The organism is Flavobacterium caseinilyticum (assembly GCF_004349085.1).
In the GTDB taxonomy this organism is placed as follows: Bacteria; Bacteroidota; Bacteroidia; order Flavobacteriales; family Flavobacteriaceae; genus Flavobacterium; species Flavobacterium caseinilyticum.
The window spans coordinates 620,588-638,206 of the sequence record NZ_SMFM01000002.1 but is presented as its reverse complement, the minus strand read 5'-3'; the positions used below and the strand labels follow the sequence as shown (position 1 = coordinate 638,206).

Genomic DNA, 17,619 nt, shown 5'->3' with positions numbered 1-17,619 from the left:
TTTTGATTAAATCGGATACAAGCATAAATCCAGCGAATGGTGTTAATCATTATGAAATAAGCTTCTTCGGTTGTTGTGGCTTTATACTTTGTTATTTATATTATTGGCTCTTAGTTTCTCATTATTGTGGGCACAGTTTTCAAAACTGCGCTAACGGTGATGCTATATCAGCGTGGTCGGGTGTTCTTAATTATTTACAAGTAACGCTGATTTACTTCAAAAAAAAAACTACAGTCAATCTAGTAAAAAAGCGATTGGCAAAGCTTAGTTTCGTTTTATGTTTCCCAAATATATAAATAATAAGTTACAAATTATTAAAAGAGCTTTGGTATTTGTGGGATGGTTCTAATAACTGCAAAAGCATGTAATTAGTCGGTTTTGCGTGAAGGATGGCAGTGAAAATCCTTTTATGAAGCGTAGCGTAATAAAAGATTACAACGTACAGCCTGACCTTGTTGCGGTACTAAATAAAGTAATCTACACAATAGCAATGTAACAAGGACACGTCCAAAATAAAAATATGTGTCATAAAAAAAACCGACTTGTTTTCACAAATCGGCTCGTATTAAAAGGAGATTTCCGTTTATACAAATAAGCCTTCGATGCTTAAATAATGTTCGCCGGTATCGTAACAAAAAGTGAGGACTTTAGCGTTTTCAGGGATTTCTGAAAGTTTTTTGGCCACGGCAGCGAGCGATGCTCCCGAGGAAATTCCTATGAACATGCCTTCTTCTTTGGCGGCTCTTTGAGTATAGGTAAATGCTTCGTCTTTGCTTACTTGGATAGTTCCATCCAATAAATCAGTATGTAAGTTTGTGGGGATAAATCCTGCTCCAATCCCTTGAATAGGGTGGGGAGCAGCTGTGCCGCCGCTGATAACGGGTGAAGCTTCTGGTTCTACAGCGTATACTTTCAGGTTAGGGAAATGTTGTTTCAATATTTCGGCACAGCCCGTGATGTGGCCGCCGGTACCTACGCCGGTTATCATATAGTCCAATCCGTCTGGGAACGCTTTTATGATTTCCTGAGCGGTGGTTGTTTTATGAATTTCAATATTAGCAGGATTGTCAAATTGAAGCGGTGACCAGGCATTTGGCATTTCGGAAACTAATTCTTGTGCTTTTTCCAGTGCGCCTTTCATTCCTTTTTCGCGGGGCGTCAAGACAAATTCGGCACCATACAGGCTCATGAGTCGGCGTCTTTCTATAGACATCGATTCTGGCATCACCAATATTAATTTATAGCCTTTTACGGCCGCAACCATAGCGAGCCCAATTCCTGTATTTCCGGAAGTGGCTTCAATGATGGTGCCTCCTGCTTTTAAAAATCCTTTAGTTTCGGCATCTTCAATCATCGCAAGAGCGATTCTGTCCTTGATGCTGGCACCAGGATTGGCGCGTTCCAGTTTGATCCAGACATTGCGGTTGGCACCAAATAAACGATTGATTTTTACGTGTGGCGTATTGCCTATTGTTTCGAGTATGTTATTGTATTTCATAATATTTATATAGAGAAAAAATTAATATCTTTTATTTCCTGCTGGTTCAAAACCGTGTTTTTATTGGATTGCATAACAAACGAATAGGGATTTACACTCTTGGTAATAAACGTGTTTCCACCTACAATACTGTGATTTCCTATGATGGTGCTTCCGCCTAAAATAGTGGCATTGGCATAAATAATAACATGATCTTCTACGGTAGGATGTCGTTTTTTTTCCTGCATGCTTTTCTCAACTTGCAACGCTCCCAAAGTCACTCCTTGATAGATACTGACATATTTCCCTATGATTGTGGTTTCGCCAATGACAATTCCGGTTCCATGATCAATCATAAAAGGAACGTCAATAGTAGCGCTGGGGTGAATGTCGATTCCTGTTTTGCTGTGTGCATATTCGGTTAGAATTCGCGGCAGCAGACAAGCGGTTCGGGTAGCAATCGCATTAGCAATACGGTAGACCTCAATGGCAAAAAAACCGGGATAGGAGTTGATGATTTCCTCGATACAATCAGCAGCGGGATCCGTATCCAGAATGGCTTGTGCATCTTTTTGCATCGAATTGTACAATTCCGGAAGTCCGGTATAAAAAGCTTCGGCGTCATCCAGAATTTCATTGGACGTTTTGTCTTTTACAATTTCAGATAAAATCGTGATAAAATCGGCTTTATTTTGGTCCAAGAGCATTTCTATCTGGATGGTTTCCAGAGCTTTTTCGGGGAATAATATTTTGAATAAATCATCAATCCAAGTAATAATCTTAGAAGAATCGATGGCTCTTACCCAATTTTTATTTTGGCTTTCATGCAGTGTATTCGAAAAATGGTTGGTTGCAGTGTTCATTTATAAAGGAATAAAATCAGAATTATACGAGTAAAATGGCTCGTTATACAAATATAGAGCAGAATTGAATAGCTTCATAACCCTGCTGTCTAAATAAATGTTAATATGTTAAATTCGCACAAAATGGATGATTTGTGTTGTAATTGGTGTTATAAAAAAATCCGATTTGCTTTCGTCAATCGGATTAAATATTTACAATATCAAAAATGAATTATTAAATTTTTTTTTGAAATGGTAACTGGTTTCAAGAGTTTTGAAGTTTGATAAAAAGATTTTGCGAACAATTACTTGATGAAAATTCTGTTTTTTGAATTAATAACTTTGCTGTATACAGCGTCAAAAGTATACTGTTTAATCAAACCGGATATCTTTTTTAATTCATTGATTTTATGTAAAGTCGAACGTTTGATTGCACGTGACATTCTAATAATAGTATCCGTATTGTCATCAACCTCCATAGCTATAATGGATTGAATAATCTCTTTTTTCATGATATGCCCAACCATTCCGTGCTCGCTAACAGCAATAAGCTGCTGGAGCTTTTCTGCGATTCTCATATTTTGAATGCCTTGATAGCTATAATTTGGTTGTTTGTCTAAAAAGGTTTTCTTTAAATTCGAAATTAAAGGATCATTAATAGTATTTGATAAGTTTGCAGTTTCGACTTTTATAATCGAAAATTGAACGGCCGTATCTTTTTTAAAATGTAATATGGTATTTATACTTCTTTTGCTGGTTACAACAGTTGAAAGATGTTTTCTGAGGGTTGATTGGTGTCCAGATATGCCAAAGCTGTGTTTAAAAGATCCCTCAGTACAATACGCAAATACAATTGACGTTGCGCTTAAAGATTCCATACTTAGTGTTACATCATCAGAAAACATCAGGTTTACCTGAATAGAAGTAATACCGTTTATAAAGGTTACCGCTTCAATATTTGCCTTAATCAAATCGGTATTTAGCGCTAGTTTAAATTCGTTATCACTTGAATTTAAAACGCCATTAAAAGAAGTTTCCAGTCCACTAAAAACTTCATTTATTGTTCCGGTATTTAGATACATATTTTTCATAAGACATATATTTAAATAATTATAAAAAGAAAATTGATTCTGTTTACTGTAACTATTTTTATTAATTCAAATTTCGCAAAACAGAGTAAAATTTTTGTTACGTAATTCTGTGTAAAAGTTTCATAATTCTTAGTTAAATTAGTTACAAACTAATTTATGGTCAAGAGGATAAGGCAGTTGAAGCAGCGCAATTTGCTTTTTTATTGGAGTGAAGTTGAAGATTATAGTTTTAAAGGCGGTGAATCTTGACTAAGCCCATAAAAAAATCCGATTTGCTTTCACAAATCGGATTTATATTATTCTGTAGAGACGCACTGCAGTGCGTCTCTACCGTTAAATTTACAAGTGTATTACCTCGCCATATGCATCCGCAACCGCTTCCATAACGGCTTCGCTCATCGTTGGGTGTGGGTGAATTGATTTCAGGATTTCGTGTCCTGTAGTTTCCAGTTTACGTGCTACAACTGCCTCAGCAATCATATCAGTAACTCCGGCTCCGATCATGTGACATCCTAACCATTCTCCGTATTTAGCATCAAAAATTACTTTTACAAAACCATCCGGTGTTCCAGATGCTTTTGCTTTTCCTGAAGCTGAGAAGGGGAATTTACCGATTTTCAATTCGTATCCTTTTTCTTTAGCTTGCTTTTCAGTCAATCCTACAGAAGCAATTTCTGGAGTTGCATAAGTACAACCCGGTACGTTTCCGTAATCTATAGGATCTACGTGAAGTCCTGCAATTTTCTCCACACAGTTGATTCCTTCCGCCGAAGCTACGTGAGCTAATGCTTGTCCTGGCGTAACATCGCCAATGGCGTAATAACCCGGAATGTTAGTTTGATTGTAAGCATTTACCAAAATTTTATCTTTATCGGTAGCAATTCCTACTTCTTCTAGTCCTATATTTTCAATATTGGTTTTGATTCCAACCGCTGAAAGTAAAATCTCCGCTTCCAAAACTTCTTCTCCTTTTGTTGTTTTGACAAATGCTTTAACACCTGCTCCAGAAGTATCTATTCTTTCTACTGAAGAGTTGGTCATAATCTTGATACCTGCTTTTTTCAAAGAACGTTCCATTTGTTTTGAAATATCTTCGTCTTCAACAGGAACTACATTTGGCATAAATTCTACGATGGTAACTTCAGTTCCCATGGAGTTGTAAAAGTGTGCAAATTCAATCCCAATAGCTCCAGAACCAACAATTATCATTGATTTAGGTTGTGTTGCTAATGTCATTGCCAGTCTATATCCAATCACTTTTACACCATCTTGAGGCAAGTTTGGCAGCTCACGGGAGCGTGCTCCAGTGGCAATGATGATATGATCTGCACTGTATTCAGTAACTTTATTTTCTTTGTCAGTAACATCAACCTTCTTTCCTGGTTTTAGTTTTCCAAAACCATCAATCACGTCAATTTTGTTTTTTTTCATCAAGAATTGAACCCCTTTGCTCATTCCGTCCGCTACAGAACGGCTGCGCTGTACAACAGCGGAGAAGTCTTTGTCAAATGATGAAACAGTCAGTCCATAATCCGAAGCATGTTTTAAATAATCAAAAACCTGCGCTGATTTTAGTAACGCTTTTGTTGGGATACAACCCCAGTTCAAACATACACCGCCTAAGCTTTCTTTTTCTATTACGGCTACTTTAAAGCCTAATTGTGATGCTCTAATCGCTGTAACATAACCTCCTGGACCACTTCCTAAAACTATAATATCGTATTTCATTTTATGCTTGTTTATTTGTTATTTGTACAAAATGAATTTGTAAAAACTCATTTCATTTTATGTTTTTTTTGTATTTAATTGAATGGGCGAATTTAATGATTTATTCTGTTTTGAGAAAGTTTCAAAGTAATAAAGTCGCAAACTAACCAATTTTCAAAAAAACACCTCTGTTTTTTAACTGCTGCATCTCTACAAAAAGTAAAGTGAAATTTAAAGCACACAAATTAAATTAATTTTTACTCTTAATTCTTTTATTCTCATTGTTGAAAAGATGGGAAACAGATTCAACGGATTCTTCTCTTTCTCTCTAAGTCTCATTGTTAAAAAAATGGCAGACAGCTGACACGGATTCAACGGATTTACGCTGATTTTTTAATTTAAAACTTTTGAGGCTTTATCTTTTATTCTTTATTCTTTGTCCCTCTGTTGCTTTTCAGCAAAAAAACTAATTCGCTACCGAAAACTGGGAATCATATAAATTTCTGTAATACCCATTGTCGCGGTTGATTAATTCCTGATGTGTTCCTTGTTCTACAATAAGTCCTTTGTCCATCACTACAATTTTATCAGCATTGACAATCGTTGCCAAACGATGCGCAATCACAATTGAAGTTCGGCCTTTGGTAATTGTTTCCGTAGCACGCTGAATCAATTCTTCCGAGTAGGTATCGATCGAAGACGTTGCCTCGTCCAAAATCAAAATACTTGGATTGCTCACATACGCTCTCAAGAAAGCAATCAGTTGGCGCTGACCTGACGAAAGCATAACGCCACGTTCCTTCACATCAAAGTCATAATTATCCGGTAAACTCATGATGAATTCATGTACGCCGATTTTTTTGGCTGCAGCTAAAACTTGTTCCCGACTTGTTTCAGGATTATTCAAGGTGATATTATTGAAAATCGTATCGGCAAAAAGGAAAACATCCTGCAATACAACTGCAATTTGTTGACGCAAAGAGCCCAAGGTGTAATTCTCAATATTGTGATTATCGATGTAAATAGAACCACTGTTGATTTCGTAAAAACGATTCAGTAGATTGATAATCGTCGATTTTCCTGCGCCTGTAGAACCAACAATTGCAATTGTCTGACCAGCAGTCACCTCCAAATCAATTCCTTTTATCACTTCTTCATCCGGAATATACCCAAAACGGACTTTTTTAAATTCTATATCTCCCTTAAAAATTGGTGCTTCGATAATTCCTGTATCCTGAATTTGATCTTCGGTATCCAAGATATCAAAAACACGGTTCGCCGCAATCATTCCCAGTTGCATCTCATTGAATTTATCCGCAATTTGACGCAACGGATTGAATAACATTCCGATGAACATCGTGTACGAAAATAAATCTCCAAAAGTGGTAAAGTTATCTCCGTTTAATATTTTGATTCCGCCATACAACACAATGAAACCAAGCGTTAAAGACGAAATAATATCTGCAATTGGGAAGAAGATGGAGTTATAAAGAATGGTTTTGATCCAGGCTTTTTTGTGCTTATCATTGATACTTTTGAATTTTTCGTATTCAATTTTTTCACGATTAAAGAGTTGAACAATCTTCATTCCCGTTACGCGTTCCTGCACAAAGGAGTTCATATTGGCAATTTGAGTGCGCACTTCTTCAAAAGCGACTTGCATTTTCTTTTGAAATATTCGGGTCACAAAGACTAAAATTGGCATTGCCACAATGACAATCCAAGTTAGTTTCCAGTTCATATAAAACATAAAAGCCAGCACCACAACCATTTTCATCAAATCACTGATAATCATGAATAATCCCTGACTAAAAATTCGAGCGATGGACTCAATATCTGAAACCGAGCGAGTCACGAGTTGGCCCACAGGAACGTGGTCAAAATATTTCATTCGGAAACTCAAAATGTGTTGAAATAGTTTCGTCCGAATGTCTTTTACAATATCCTGGCCGAGCCAATTTGCCCAATACACAAAGTAAAACTGAGAAAACACTTCAAACAAAAGAACGATTCCCATCAGGATTACATACAGCAATAATCCCTGCTTGTCTTGCGTTGCAATGTAACCATCAACGGTTTGTTTTAATAAATACGGTCGTAATGCCGCAAATACCGATAGCGAAATGGCGAAGATAATCACACCATTAAAACGCCATTGATAGGGTTTGGTAAATTTTAATATTCGTTTGAATAATCTGGTATCAAATGCTTTTGCTTTCATATTGTGTATTTTATCCTGACTGTTTTCAGGAGCTTAGTCCTGCTATTCGTTGCAATTTTTTATGTTTTTGGCAGCAAAAACATAAAAGGATCTTCACTTCAAATGTTTACATTCACTGAACTCCTATGAAAATAAAAGTCTAGCGAAGTAATCAGGGCTATTGCGTAATGTAATCGTACTCTATTTTGGTTAAATACAAACCATGCGCCGGAACCGAAAAACCAGCTTTATCTCGGTTTTTACTTTCTATGATGGCAGTAAAATCAGCCAGTGTAATCTTGTGTAACCCTATATTGATTAATGTTCCGACAATGGCACGTACCATATTCCGTAAGAAACGATTGGCCGAAATGGTGAAAATCAGGTTGCCATTTTCGTGGTTCCAACAGGCTTCAAAAATTGTACAATCAAAAGTATTCACATCCGTATTTACTTTCGAAAAACATTGAAAATCAGTCTGATCGAAAAGTATTTGCGCCGCTTGATTCATTAAATCGACATCTAACTTTTGATGGAAATACCAACTTTGCTCTTGCGAAAAAACATCTTTGAACGTATTGATGTGGTATTCGTAGGTTCTTTTTGTCGCGTCAAAACGAGAGTGCGCTTCATCATGAACCGGAATAATGTCATAAATAACAATGTCTTTGGGCAAGTAGGAGTTGAGTTTGTGTACTAAACTTGGAATATCAAATGGGGTTTCAAAATCAAAATGAGCGTACATCTCTTTGGCATGAACACCAGTATCCGTTCTTCCGGCTCCCATGAGACTGATGGTCGTATTCAACACCACCGAAAACGCTTTGTTCATCGTTTCCTGAACAGAAGCAGCATTGGGTTGGTATTGCCAGCCGTGATAATGCGTTCCGTTATATGCTAATTTGATGAAATATCTCAAGTAAATTTTTTTGAAGCCACAAAGATACTTATTAATTTTTTTGCCACGAAGTCGCACAGGTGCAAAGTTTGGTAAGTTTCAAATTGATTTTTTATTTGGAATGTGAATGTTTATTTTTACCACAAAATTCTAGCCCTGATAAAAGTGAAAATCCTTTATTGTTTTTTTTTTAAACAATAAAGATTGTAACGGATAGCAGGAAATTGCTCCTAAAAAAAATACTTTGAAAAAAATACTTTTGCTTTCTGATACGCACAGTCATATTGATGATACGATTTTGAAATATGTAGCTCAAGCTGACGAGGTTTGGCATGCCGGTGATATTGGTGATTTGGCTGTGACTGATGCGATAAAAAAGCTAAAACCGTTGCGTTGTGTGTATGGGAATATTGACGATGCCAAGGCGCGAATGGAATTTCCGTTGCACAACCGATTTAAGTGTGAAGGTGTCGATGTCTGGATTACGCATATTGGCGGTTATCCGGGAAAATATAATCCGAATATCAAAGCAGAGATGCAATTGAATCCGCCAAAATTATTTATTTGTGGACATTCGCACATCCTGAAAGTGATATTCGATAAGAAACATAATTTATTGCACATGAATCCCGGAGCAGCCGGAAAAAGTGGTTTTCATCAGGTACGCACCATGTTGCGATTTGTGATTGAAGGGGATAAAATCAAGGATATGGAAATAATAGAGATTGAAAAACGGGTCTGATTATTTTTTCTAATAGGTAATAGGAACATTTATTTTAATGGCTGTTCCAGAATCAAGCTTGGAATTTATAGCAACAGTTCCTTTTAGATTATTAATTCGGGCTTTAATTTGGTTAATACCAAAACCTTCTAAAACATGAAATCTATTGGAATCAAATCCCTTTCCGTTGTCCGTAATAGTAATATCCAGATATTTGCTGTTTTCATGGATGCTTAATCTTGCCTGCTGCGCCTGACTGTGTTTTATGATATTGTTCAGGAGTTCCATAATGATGAAATAAATTTTCATTTCGAAATCTTCGTCATAACGCGTTGTGCGATTTAGCGTACTGGAGTATTCCATGTGAAGAATGGAGTTGGAATTTTTTTGGCATAAATCCTCCAAAGCGTCAAATAAGCCAAAACGGGCTAGAAGGGAAGGCATCAGTTCGTGTGATAAATCGCGGACTTGATCGTGAGCTTGTTCCAGAATTGCCTTGGTTTTTACAATTTCTTGCGAGGAAGACTGATTTTGGGAAGTGTAGGCCTGAAGATGCAATCCTGCCGAAGAAAGTAAAGCGCTAATATTATCGTGCAAAAAAGAAGCGATTTTTTTTCGTTCTAATTCCTGCCCGTTTATCGATGCATTAATCATGTTTTCCTGGACTTTGCTTCGAAGGTCTTTGAGTTTATTTTTATGTTTTAGTTGCGCGTTTTGAGAATAAAAGTAAAAAATAAAGAACAATAATACCAAAATTGAGATCAATACAACGACAATTTTTTTATTTTTGGATTGCTCCTGCAATAGCAGATATTCTTTGGTTTTGAATTCGCTTTCTATTTTATCGATTTCTCTTTTGTATTCATCAATTTGAAGATTAATACCAGCAACATTTGCTTTTTGGAGTTTCTCTTCGTTGTTTAGTTTCTCTGTAATGGTATTGAAAAGTTCGAGGTTTTTATAAGCGTTTTTATAATCGCCGTTTTTTAATAAAAACTTAGAAAACTCATGATGTGAGTAGGATAAGTCTGATTTTTCATTTCCTTCATTTCCCAGTTTAATAGCGTTTAGGAAAAAGAATTGTGCTTTTTTAGTATCATTTTTATAATTATAATACATCCCGTTAAGCATGTTTAGTGCAACAATGGTAGAGCTGTCGCCATGTTTTTTATGGTGTTTGTTAATGTATTTTAGATACGGTAGTCCTTCGTTATAACGGCCAATATCAAAATATGCCCAAGTCAAATTGAGTTTGGTAAAAAGTATTTGCACTGAATCTTTTATTTTACTGCTATACTGCAACGATTTTTTGTAGTGTTCAATTCCTTTTTTATATTGCTTTTTGTCAAAACAATAAATGTTTCCTAAATTATTATTTAGCCAGTTTTTTAAAATGTCATTGTTGGTTTTGTTGGCATAGGTCAAACCTTTGTGGTAATAATAAGAAGCTTTGTCATTTTCAGATAACTGATCAAAATTTGCAGCAATGGTATTGTACAAACCGGCAATGAGATTATCGTCTTTTAAAAGGATAGCCTGACTTAACGCTAATCTTGATTTTATAAGTGATTGCTCATGATTGCCTACTTTCATTAACTCATTAGCTTCTTTGGCAATTGCCGTAACTTTACTTTTGGAAGGAATATTGCTTTGCGCCAAGACTGTTAAAGTGGCAAAATTCAATACTAAAAGCAGAATGATAAGAAGGTGTTTTACCAACATAAATATTTTATTTTAATCTATTGGATGCATTTAATTATAAATTAATTTGATTTTTGAATCTGTAAAAACTTGTATAGTATAGCAAAAAGAATCTTTAATTGTGCAAGTGAAATCCGCTTCAGGATTTAATCAATTTGTGTTTAATGGCATATTTGACGAGACTTATGGAGTTTTTGGCATCCAATTTTTTCATTATGTTTTTTCGATGCGTTTCCACCGTATTCACACTAATAAAAAGTTGATCACTGATTTCTTTACCACTGAACTCAAGTGAAATCAAAGTGATAATTTCTAATTCTCTTTCCGTCAATGTTAAGTTTCCTGTGAGATCAGATTTGTTTAATCGTGGATTATCCTTAGTTACAGTGGTAAATATTTTCTCCCGAACAGCTTTACAAAAATATTCTTCCCCGCGGTGAACCGCATGAATTGCTTCAACTATATTTTCGCCGGCACACTTTTTTGTCAAATAACCGCTGCTGCCTAATTTCATCACTTCTTTTATTATTCTTAAATCATCGTGACTCGACAAAACAATAATTTTGCATGGGAATCCTTTTTCAGCAAACTCTTTTAAGACTTCGATCCCGTCCTTTTCGGGCATATTTAGATCCAGAATAAGAATATCTGATTTATTAAGAATCACTTCATTGAAAAGGTTTTTGCCAGTTAGCGAAAAACCAACAACTTGAAAATCCGGGATTGTATGTAATAAAGTCCTGATTCCATCGATAAGGATCTGATGGTCATCAGCTAGATGAATAAGTAATTTTTTAGTCATATAAAATTGTTATATCCAAATTTATAAAAAAAAACAGGAGAATAGCCTTTTATAAGATTTTTATTCTGTTTTAGATTAAAAAAATAAATGACACAAAAAAACCCGAATTGTTACATTCGGGTTTCCTTCGCACTAATAAACTAAATATTATAGGTTTACCTCAATCTGTCCACAGATTTTACAAGATCTTCATCCTTTTTGATAGCCTTATTAGCCAAGACTAATAACACGATAGCAACTACAGGTAGAAACATCCCAATACCTTTCTCCGAAACAGCAGGTGTTTCTCCAGATAGATTTAGTGAACGATATACAAACAATCCTAATAAAATCAAATTTAATATGATATTCAGTCTGCCAATAACAAACTGATTTTGTCTTTTTTTATAGGAAACTACACTAAATAAACTCAACGTCGTACTCAATCCTAATAATATCGTATACACTTGACTTTGCATGAAATAATACTCCTTACCATCGCTCATTGTCCATAATGGAATAAAAAATAGTAAAATGCCTGTCACTACAAAAGCAAGCAATAAATAAATAGTCTGAATTCTTTGTATCATTTGTTAAATATGTTTTACAAAAATATATTTTCTTTTTTAAAAATACTATTGTCTGATTAAATTTTATTCGTATTATTGCATCATAATTCCGTAAGCACTTCATACTGCGGTTGATTCAATTTTAAGTTCACTACCTATCTTTTACATTATTTCCAAAAATTAATTAAACTCATAGAACATTCATGTTTGATATTTCTGCATTAAAAGAAATGAAGCTTTCTGAGCTTCAAGAAATAGCTAAAGCAGCTAAAACCATAAAATTTAACGGTGTAAAAAAAGATACTTTAATCGGTCAGATTTTGGATCATCAAGTGGCTACTGTTGACGCTGCACCAGATTCCAAAACGGAAGGTATTCTTGAAGACGATAAACCTAAAAGAGCTAGAATTTTACCTGTAAAAAAATCAGCTATTCAAAAAGCGGTAAAAAATTCCGTTTCTGAAACCGAAGAAACAGTAACAGAAACCAGCGTTCCTGTTCAAAATATTTCTTCTGATGAAGAAATGCCAAAAGAACAAGAAGCAGCTTTAATTCAAGAATCTGGACTTAGCGAAAAAAAAGTGGGTAAGGTGATTAAGTTTAATAAATCAGCTTACGAGAAAAAAATTGCCTTGAAAAAAGACAAGGAAGAAGTGAAAGAAACCCAAAATGAGAATGATTCTGTACAAGAAACCTCATTAGAAGAAAAAGTTGAAGAACAGATTCCTGTAAAAAAAATAAATCCAAATCAATTACATAAGCAGAATCCCAATCAAAATCCAAATCAAAACGGAAATGGAAACGGGAATCAAAATCCGAATTTCAAAAATAAGAAAAGTAATTTTGCTGCTTCTGATTTTGAATTTGACGGAATTATAGAAAGTGAAGGCGTTCTGGAAATGATGCCTGATGGTTATGGTTTCCTGCGTTCTTCGGATTACAACTATTTGGCTTCGCCAGATGATATTTATTTATCTACTTCTCAAATCAGATTATTCGGTCTTAAAACCGGAGACACGGTAAAAGGTGTGGTTCGTCCACCAAAAGAAGGAGAGAAATTTTTTCCATTAGTACGCGTTTTAAAAATAAACGGACACGATCCGCAAGTAGTTCGTGATAGAGTTTCATTCGAACATTTGACTCCTGTTTTTCCATCAGAAAAATTTAAATTGGCCGAAAAGCAAAGTACGATTTCAACGAGAATCATCGATTTGTTTTCACCAATAGGTAAAGGACAGCGTGGAATGATTGTGGCGCAGCCTAAAACGGGTAAAACGATGTTACTTAAGGAAATTGCCAATGCTATTGCGGCAAATCATCCTGAAGTATATTTAATCGTTTTATTGATTGACGAACGCCCGGAAGAAGTTACAGACATGCAGCGCAGTGTGCGTGGAGAAGTAATTGCTTCCACTTTTGACAGAGAACCGCAAGAGCATGTCAAAATTGCAAATATCGTTCTGGAAAAAGCAAAACGATTGGTAGAATGTGGTCACGATGTCGTGATTCTGTTGGATTCCATTACGCGTTTGGCCAGAGCATATAATACAGTTCAGCCTGCTTCAGGTAAAGTATTGAGTGGTGGTGTGGATGCGAATGCATTGCAAAAACCAAAACGTTTTTTTGGAGCTGCTCGTAACGTAGAAAATGGTGGTTCGTTAAGTATTATTGCAACTGCATTGACTGAAACGGGTTCGAAAATGGATGAAGTTATCTTTGAAGAATTTAAAGGAACCGGTAATATGGAATTGCAATTGGACAGAAAAATTGCTAACAAACGTATTTTCCCGGCTATCGATTTGACTTCTTCAAGTACAAGACGCGACGATATGTTATTGGATCAAAAAACATTGCAACGCATGTGGATTATGAGAAAATACCTTTCGGATATGAATCCGGTGGAAGCGATGGATTTCATCAATGATCGTTTCAAGAAAACGAAGAATAATGAAGAGTTTTTAATCTCAATGAATGATTAAAAGAAAGTTTAAAATTTTTTTAGTTTAATGTTTAAAGTTGAAAAAAGATTAAGCTGAAAAAATAAATTCACAAAAAAGTCCTCGAATTTCGAGGACTTTTTTGTGAATTCTGGAGTCTAAAATCTGTTTTTTATTCTACTTCTTTTTGTACTCTTTTTTCTTTCTGTTCTGAGCTTTCTTTTCGTTCTAACAAAGCCATGTAGAATCCGTCAAAACCAGATTCCGAAGCCAAGATTTTTTGGTCTTTTATAAAATTGAATTGTTTACCAATTTCGGTTGTCAAAAAACGTTGAACTTGTTCCTGATTTTCGGATGGTAATATAGAACAAGTAGCGTAGACTAATTTCCCTCCCGGTTTTACAATTTTAGAATAACTCTCTAAAACTTCCGATTGCACTTTACGGATGTTGTCGATGAATTCGGGTTTCAATTTCCATTTAGCGTCCGGATTTCTTTTCAAAACTCCTAAACCGCTACAAGGTGCGTCAATTAAAACACGATCCGCTTTTTCGTGTAATTTTTTGATGATTTTTGTAGAGTCAATAATGCGGTATTCAATATTAAAAGCACCGTCTCTTTTGGCTCTGATTTTTAATTGCTTCAATTTGCTTTCATACAAATCCATCGCAATTAATTGTCCTTTGTTTTCCATTAAAGATGCAATGTGCAATGTTTTTCCACCAGCGCCGGCACAAGTATCAACCACACGCATTCCCGGTTTAACATCAAGAAAAGCAGCAACTAGTTGTGAATTGGCATCCTGAACTTCAAAGAAACCTTGTTTGAAAGCATCAGTCAGGAAAACATTAGCTCTTTCTTTTAACACTAAAGCGTCAGGCTGATTTTTCAGCGTTTCTGTTTCAATGTTTAAATCCATCAAAATAGCACGCAATGCTTCTCTCGTTGTCTTTAGAGTATTTACCCTCAAAATTACTTTAGCTGGTTGATTTTGAGCTGTAATTTCAGTAGCCCAAACTTTTTCGCCTAATTCTTTAACTCCTAATTCATCCATCCAGTCCGGAATAGATTCTTTTAAAGCTCTTACTTTTGAAAGTTCGTCAAAACGCCCTTTTATTTTTCGTTCCGGAGTTCCTTCCAGCTGACGCCAATCCGGAATTGGATATCCTCTTAATACTGCCCAAACAGAAAACATTCTCCAAAGATTGTCTCTGTCAAATGGTTCTTTAACTTCGGCTATTTCTGCGTATAATCTTTTCCAACGTACAATTTCGTAGATGGTTTCGGCAACAAACTTTCTGTCAGAGCTTCCCCAACGCTTGTCTTTTTTTAAGGATCTTGCGACCACTTTATCTGCATATTCGCCCTCGTTGAAAATGGCGTTCAATGCGTCTATTGTTGTATAAACTAAATTTCTGTGTAATCTCATTTTGAATAATTGAGGTGCAAAGGTAGGTTTTTTTTATGTGAGTTTTTGCATTTGTAGTTTAGGAGTTTACAAGGGTGTTGCCTGCAAATAGTTGTTCTTGGCCTAAAAGCAAAAAAGTTTTTTTCTGATAAAGAAAAAAACTTTTTTGAAATAAGATTTACCATAAGAAAATAAAAAGAATTATATATTCTGATTTGACTTTTCTATTCTTTTCATATTGATAATTTCCGGTGGATGCAGAACCATGGGGAACTGTTCAACTTTAACGGAACTATTGTCTAAACCAAAAGCTTTACCTTCAGACAAACTGAATTTTTTCAAAATGAAATAGGTGTTCATTACAATTTTTTCGAAGAAAGTTAGATCACTGTCATTAGAAAGAAACTTTTCGGATAAAACAAATTTGAAATCACCTATAATATTATTTTTATTCAAAGATTCATAACGGCTGGAAATGTCCATTTCGCCTTTGCTAACCATATCTTTTATTACTTCTTTAAACATCAAGTTTATTTTTGTTGGTTCTCTAAAGCCCAAGTAAAAATCAACGCGATACAAATCATCTTTTAAGATTTCGGTCACTCGGTATTCTTTTTTATAAGGTTCATTTAACACGTTTACATGTATAAACCAGTATATATCAGCTCTTTTTGGTCTTTTTCGGAGGATTGAATACATCACTTTTTCTTCAATTTCATCGGATCTGGTTGCATTGGTCATGTACACTAAATGCGTTGCATATTTAGGGATTGTTTCATCATGACTCAACTCGCCCAGCACTTTTGCATAATCGTCAATTTTAACAATTTGCGTGTAATTTTTGCTAATTTTCTTGGCTAAAAACCAAGTGCTCATTATAAAAATCATAAATATTGCCACAAACAACGTTACATAACCACCTTCCATAAATTTAGAGACATTCGCATACAAAAATGCAATTTCAATGGTAGCGTATAACGCAATTAACGGCGTTAAAAAATACCATTTGACTCTTTTCATTATCAAATAAAAATTTAATAGAGTTGTAGTCATCATCATTCCTAAAATTATGGATAGACCATAGGCATGCTCCATATATTTAGATTCTTTGAAATACAAAACAATACCAACACATCCTACAAAGAGTAGCCAGTTTATCGAAGGAATGTATAGTTGTCCTTTAACATCTGTTGGATAATTGATTTTTACTTTTGGCCAAAAGTTCAATCGCATGGCTTCATTAATCAGTGTAAATGAGCCACTGATTAATGCTTGTGAAGCAATAATAGCTGCGAATGTAGCTATTACTATTCCAATGGGCTGAAACCAATCGGCCATTATTAAATAAAATGGATTGTGATTTGAACTACCTAATTGTGCTAATGTTTTTCCTTCGTGGAGCAGTAAAAATGCTCCTTGTCCAAAATAATTAAGAATTAAAGTAGTTTTTACAAAAACCCAACTCACTCGGATATTGCGTCGTCCGCAATGTCCCATATCCGAGTACAATGCTTCTGCTCCGGTTGTACACAAGAAAACAGCCCCCAAAATCAGAAATCCTTCTCCCGCGTTATCTGAGGTTAATAATTTATAGCCATAATAAGGATTAATAGCTTTGAAGATTTCAACATTTTTAAAAATCTGTATGCATCCTAAAATTCCAAGCATCGAAAACCATACTAGCATTGTAGGTGAAAAAAACTTACTTACCAGCTTTGCCCCAAATTGCTGAATGCTAAACAATATGAATATTATCGCAATAACTATCGGAATTGTTGGAATATCAGGTTTAAAGATATGCAATCCTTCAACTGCGGAAGATATTGAAATAGGCGGCGTAATAATACCTTCGGCCAATAATAAGCTTCCCCCAATAATAGCAGGGACAATCAGCCATTGTATTTTAGTTTTTTTGACCAAAGAGTATAAGGAGAAAATTCCACCTTCACCATGATTGTCTGCATTAAGGGTAATAATGACATACTTTAGGGTAGTTTGTAGAGTCAAGGTCCACAGGATACAAGACAAACCACCTAATATTAATTGTTTATTTATGGTATGTTCTCCTATGATGGCTTTCATTACGTATAATGGTGAGGTACCAATATCACCGTAAATTATTCCTAGAGTAAGTAATAAACCGGCAGCCGAAAGCTGAGTATGTATATTTTTATGCGATGTGCTCATGTAATGTTTTTAAAAACTTGGCAAAGTTACTGTTTTTGAATAAAGTAACACTGATTGTTAAAATAAAAGATAATTATTCAAGTTGTATGTCCGTTTTTAG

General features: G+C 35.1%; 13 protein-coding genes. 2 read left to right on the top strand and 11 right to left on the bottom strand.

Going from position 1 to position 17,619, the window contains the following annotated elements; translation table 11 throughout:
• Window positions 1-583 precede the first annotated feature (583 nt).
• From cysK to truA, 6 genes are all read right to left on the bottom strand, one after another.
• Window positions 584-1,498, bottom strand: coding sequence for a cysteine synthase A (gene cysK / locus E0F89_RS07460; protein ID WP_131909180.1), 915 nt, complete (start codon window positions 1,496-1,498; stop codon window positions 584-586).
• Between the two features lie 5 nt (window positions 1,499-1,503).
• Window positions 1,504-2,340 (bottom strand): serine O-acetyltransferase, encoded by an 837-nt coding sequence (locus E0F89_RS07455; RefSeq protein ID WP_207915790.1) that lies wholly within the window; start codon window positions 2,338-2,340, stop codon window positions 1,504-1,506.
• Window positions 2,341-2,624: 284 nt separating this feature from the next.
• Window positions 2,625-3,410 (bottom strand): hypothetical protein, encoded by a 786-nt coding sequence (locus tag E0F89_RS07450; protein ID WP_131909179.1) that lies wholly within the window; start codon window positions 3,408-3,410, stop codon window positions 2,625-2,627.
• Between the two features lie 339 nt (window positions 3,411-3,749).
• Complete coding sequence (lpdA, locus tag E0F89_RS07445) at window positions 3,750-5,138, bottom strand: dihydrolipoyl dehydrogenase (RefSeq protein ID WP_131909178.1); 1,389 nt, start codon at window positions 5,136-5,138, stop codon at window positions 3,750-3,752.
• A 445-nt stretch (window positions 5,139-5,583) separates the two neighbouring features.
• Window positions 5,584-7,338, bottom strand: a complete 1,755-nt coding sequence (locus tag E0F89_RS07440) for an ABC transporter ATP-binding protein (protein WP_131909177.1) — start codon at window positions 7,336-7,338, stop codon at window positions 5,584-5,586.
• 157 nt (window positions 7,339-7,495) lie between these two features.
• Window positions 7,496-8,236, bottom strand: a complete 741-nt coding sequence (gene truA / locus E0F89_RS07435) for a tRNA pseudouridine(38-40) synthase TruA (RefSeq protein WP_131909176.1) — start codon at window positions 8,234-8,236, stop codon at window positions 7,496-7,498.
• 223 nt (window positions 8,237-8,459) lie between these two features.
• Between truA and E0F89_RS07430 the strand changes: the two genes are divergently transcribed.
• Complete coding sequence (locus E0F89_RS07430) at window positions 8,460-8,957, top strand: metallophosphoesterase family protein (RefSeq protein ID WP_131909175.1); 498 nt, start codon at window positions 8,460-8,462, stop codon at window positions 8,955-8,957.
• Between the two features lie 9 nt (window positions 8,958-8,966).
• Here the strand turns inward: E0F89_RS07430 and E0F89_RS07425 are convergent, their stop codons facing one another.
• The 3 genes from E0F89_RS07425 to E0F89_RS07415 all read right to left on the bottom strand — a co-directional run bounded on the left by E0F89_RS07425 (window position 8,967) and on the right by E0F89_RS07415 (window position 12,008).
• Window positions 8,967-10,658 carry a tetratricopeptide repeat-containing sensor histidine kinase gene (locus tag E0F89_RS07425; RefSeq protein ID WP_131909174.1) on the bottom strand — a complete coding sequence of 564 codons (1,692 nt, stop codon included), beginning with the start codon at window positions 10,656-10,658 and terminating at the stop codon, window positions 8,967-8,969.
• Between the two features lie 118 nt (window positions 10,659-10,776).
• Entirely contained in the window at window positions 10,777-11,439 is a 663-nt protein-coding gene (locus tag E0F89_RS07420) for a response regulator (protein WP_131909173.1), read from the bottom strand.
• Window positions 11,440-11,594: 155 nt separating this feature from the next.
• Complete coding sequence (locus E0F89_RS07415; RefSeq protein ID WP_131909172.1) at window positions 11,595-12,008, bottom strand: DUF4293 domain-containing protein; 414 nt, start codon at window positions 12,006-12,008, stop codon at window positions 11,595-11,597.
• Window positions 12,009-12,190: 182 nt separating this feature from the next.
• On the opposite strand from E0F89_RS07415, the gene rho reads away from it, so the two are divergent.
• Window positions 12,191-13,966, top strand: a complete 1,776-nt coding sequence (gene rho, locus E0F89_RS07410) for a transcription termination factor Rho (protein ID WP_131909171.1) — start codon at window positions 12,191-12,193, stop codon at window positions 13,964-13,966.
• A 130-nt stretch (window positions 13,967-14,096) separates the two neighbouring features.
• Here the strand turns inward: rho and E0F89_RS07405 are convergent, their stop codons facing one another.
• Complete coding sequence (locus tag E0F89_RS07405) at window positions 14,097-15,353, bottom strand: RsmB/NOP family class I SAM-dependent RNA methyltransferase (protein WP_131909170.1); 1,257 nt, start codon at window positions 15,351-15,353, stop codon at window positions 14,097-14,099.
• A 180-nt stretch (window positions 15,354-15,533) separates the two neighbouring features.
• The gene (locus E0F89_RS07400) at window positions 15,534-17,519 is read right to left on the bottom strand and encodes a KUP/HAK/KT family potassium transporter (RefSeq protein ID WP_131909169.1); all 1,986 of its coding nucleotides are present in this window, start codon (window positions 17,517-17,519) and stop codon (window positions 15,534-15,536) included.
• Window positions 17,520-17,619: the final 100 nt, after the last annotated feature.